Genomic DNA, 3,707 nt, shown 5'->3' on the forward strand with positions numbered 1-3,707 from the left:
GAAATCGCTGATCTGCTCGGCCTTGTCCGGCGAAACCCGCTCCTGCTTCAATGGAGCCACGACCTTTCAGCCGTGGAAATAGCGACCCGACCTCACGTTCTTCGGTGATGGCTGCGCTTCAATGGAGCCACGACCTTTCAGCCGTGGAAATGGCCGCACTCATCGACTGGTGTGGCATGATGCGGGAGCTTCAATGGAGCCACGACCTTTCAGCCGTGGAAATAGCGGGCAAATTTTCTACCCTGATACTAGCCAATTAGCCCACCGGACGCGAGCGCCTCTGTAAAAACCAAAATGTCACTTATGATTTTCATAATCAATACCGAGAAAAATACCATTTACCAATATCGAGCAACCACCGGAATCTCGTCACCACTCAGTCGCTCGCATAGCATTCGCTATGTGGTCGTCAAAGAGCAAACCTCTCAAAAAACAACACAGGAATGATCAATCCGCTGGAAGGGCAACCCAATGGATTTAATCCCTCGTACGTGCTGCCCGTTGGGAGGGCCAAGGGGGATGAAAAGGACCTGATCTTCGTCGTTTTTAAGGATATCCGAAAGCCGTGCCTGAAGATCCACTTTTTCGATCCCTGAAAGTTCGCACAGGAAAACCGAATACTGGATTCTGTCCCCGAATCCGCGCATGAGTTTATACACGCGACGGAGCCGTTTGTCCTCGCAAATATCATAACTGACGATATAAATATTTCTCATCGGGTAACGAACAATGGGTAGGCGTCGAGTTCTCCCTGAAGAAACCGGCAAAAGAGCCGGATCTGAACTTCGAGAACCTGTCTGTAGGAAATGCGATATTTGAAAACAGGATGTGTGATCAATCCGTCCATTCTTCTGGCATATTCCTGCAGGAATTTCTTCTTTCCCTTGGGTTTCATGAAGACACCAAGGTTCCTTACTTGAAAGTCATCTTCCTGCAGGATGTTCTTGTTCAGACAGGAAAGCACAACAGAATCCACGACCAAAGGCCTGAATTCTTCCATGAGATCAAGGGATAACGCGGGCTTCCCGTATTTGGTCTGATGATAGAACCCCAGATACGGGTCCAGTCCGAGCTTGGCCAGGGTTGCCGTGAAATCGTTGGTCAGGAGAGAATACCCGTATGACAAAAGACAGTTCACCGGATCTCTGGGTGGGCGTCTGTTACGGTCCTTGAAGACAAAGTCGTGATTCCCCTTTTTGATCATCTCCCTGAACTGACTGAAATAAAGCCCGGCCGCAGTTCCCTCTACCCCCAAGAGTTCCTTCAGAGACCCAGCCATAAGTGACTTGAGAGCGAATCTCTTGAATCCCGAAAGAATTCCCTGGTCGGGTTCGGGGTGATTGCGTCTGACCATCGTCCTGCAATTCATTATCTTGGCCTGTACCAGGCGACCAGCAAGCCCGACGCAAAACACGGCATCATCGGCACTGCGGTATTGGGAACGCCGGAGTTCCACATTTTTATGCGGCAATCCTCTCATGTACCCACAAAACCAGCCGCCATAGGAAAACCAGGATACCGGGATGTTGCGGGAAGACAGCTCCCGCAATGCCTGGGTGGAAATCTGGATATTCCCGAAAAGAGATACAGAAGAAATATCCTTGAGCTTGGATTCCTGACACACCTTTTTCTTCTTACGAATCTGAAGACATTCCCCTGACAAACCAAGGTACGCCCCCTGATCCTGGACATACAGCGGCAGTCTGTCCTGACGGGCCGGGACGAGTCGTCTCGCTGTTTCGACCGCTGTATGGTGTTTGCACAAACACGTTTCGTCGGGGAGGCATATCTCGACCAGCGAGCATTTCGGGCATTTCCGACTCCCTACCAGAGGCTCCGGAATGACATTTTTTGACAATGTTTCAAACGCTTGTCCGATCAGTTCCCGTGTCCTGGTCCTGAGCTCATCGTCAAATACTACCGGCACCTTTTGTCTGGAACCGGCAAACCAGATCATACCCTGTGTGCACGGGTACCCGTTTTCTTCAAGAACCAGCCCCTGGGCGCACAATTGAACTTTTTCCGGTTCCCAGACGCCTCCGGGGATATCGGGCATGGTTCCTTTCTTGTAATCAACGGGACACACTTCTGAGCCATTTGCTTCGACAATGTCCATCTTTGCAACCAATCGTTCTCCCGGAGCGGACAGGTACACGCTCCTGGCCGTGAAGTCAGGCTCCTCCTCCATTTTCTCCTGCTCGGGCAATGTTCCGGTTTCCTTGTCGACCCTGCGGTGGACATGCCTCCCCTGGACCGTGTCCTCGGAATCATTCCATTCCCCCTGCACCCACTCGAGGAAAAAAAGACGCGGACAATAGGCGAATTCGTTGAGCATCCTCGCTGGAAGCAACAGCGGTACTTCCAAAAAAGCAGGGTCCTGTTCCTGAATATTAGTAGCTTGCATAATCTATTCAATAGGTTGCAAGTGAAGCTCCAAACAGCCCCAGCCCGAAATGGCTGGCGTATCCTGCTGAAACCGGACCTCTCACGGGTCCGGAAAATTCCAGCTCCACCAGCCATGGACGGGTCGAAGGCGGGCGGGGTTTACCATTGCCACGGGAACGGACATATCGAAAAAAACCTTTTTGTACCTTTTGTTCTTTACTTTCAATGAGTTGCATGCTGACGGGTGCAGGAAATCCTGCAGATACGAGATGCTCCCTGATTTGGGCTTCAGGAGTATGACGCCCTTTCCGTTTAATAAATCTCGGCAGAACAAGAGGAGTCAACGAGTGCCATCGGCATGCGTTCCCGAATTCGGCAAGTTGCCTGCCTGAACGGGTACGGATTTGTCCGGCCAATTGTTCCCGTGATCCGAATCCCACACAGGTGACGACAATATCCGCCTTGATTCCCTTGGCCCAGGTTCTTCTGATATTCTGAAGAACCCTACGGGCGTCGGAGTCCAACCCGCCGGGAGCATACACGACCATGTGATCCATGCGGCCATTTTCAGCAAGGCTGAGAGGGATGAAATGAACATGACGGTGTCCGGACAGCGGAATTCCTGCAGCATCGGTTCCCCGGAGAACGGGAATATCAAGGCCCATGTCTTCCATACGGCTGACAAGGGCCTGATGCAGAAGCTCGGCTTGCGGGAGAACCCGGGTCATGCGTGGTCGCATGGTGCCTCGGATGGTGTCGGGGCTCAGGGCCAGCAACGCGACTTCGACCCGTGATTCTTGACGATTCATAGGGGGAAGAGCCCGCAGAGGCATTGGTTCCAATGCATCGGCCCGGCGCAGGTAGGTGATCCGTTCGCTTCCGGGAGGCTGACTCCATCCCTGTTTCCGGAACACTCCGGTATCCTGCATCAAACAATCCACAATGCTTTCCGGATAGGGAAGGGAGACCTTGGCTCGCAGTTTTTCCTGTGCCTTGGGTGTCGGGGCTTTTTTCTTTTTTGCAGTGACCTCATCGACGGCTTTTTGCAAAGCATGCTCAATCTTATCGGCTCTCCAGCGAACATATTTTTCCGGAGTCCAGGGTGAAACGAGATGGGTCAACTCATAATCCGGCGGCGGAGGTTCCGTCGTGGGGCCGCACCATTCTTCATGGTCCAGGACTTCCGGGGAAAGCTCAGGCGCAAGCCGTGCCTCGACCCAGCTCTCAGCCCGTCCCAGGTAGGCCATGTTTTTGAGCAGGTTATCCAGAAGTTCTGACTGGTTATCGTCCAGATTCGTATCCGGATAGACTACGACAAGAGG

General features: G+C 52.5%; 3 protein-coding genes. All 3 read right to left on the reverse strand.

All coding sequences use genetic code 11. From position 1 onward, the window contains the following. Positions 1-425: 425 nt before the first annotated feature. Positions 426-716: a CRISPR-associated endonuclease Cas2 gene (gene cas2, locus ACY692_RS14490; protein ID WP_462326089.1), complete on the reverse strand. Its 291-nt coding sequence runs from the start codon at positions 714-716 to the stop codon at positions 426-428. Continuing rightward, positions 713-2,365: a CRISPR-associated endonuclease Cas4g/Cas1g gene (gene cas4g/cas1g, locus ACY692_RS14495; RefSeq protein ID WP_462326090.1), complete on the reverse strand. Its 1,653-nt coding sequence runs from the start codon at positions 2,363-2,365 to the stop codon at positions 713-715. Before cas4g/cas1g ends, cas2 begins: the two co-directional genes overlap by 4 nt. Before the next feature lie 46 nt (positions 2,366-2,411). Then, a partial coding sequence (gene csb2, locus ACY692_RS14500) for a type I-G CRISPR-associated protein Csb2 (RefSeq protein ID WP_462326091.1) occupies positions 2,412-3,707 on the reverse strand: 1,296 nt, incomplete at its 5' end.

This window comes from Desulfoplanes sp. (genome assembly GCF_054921335.1).

What these genes read in the sequence shown, in the direction of transcription:
- cas2 (WP_462326089.1), bottom strand. Translation starts at nt 716, where the DNA reads ATGAGAAATATTTATATCGTCAGTTATGATATTTGCGAGGACAAACGG.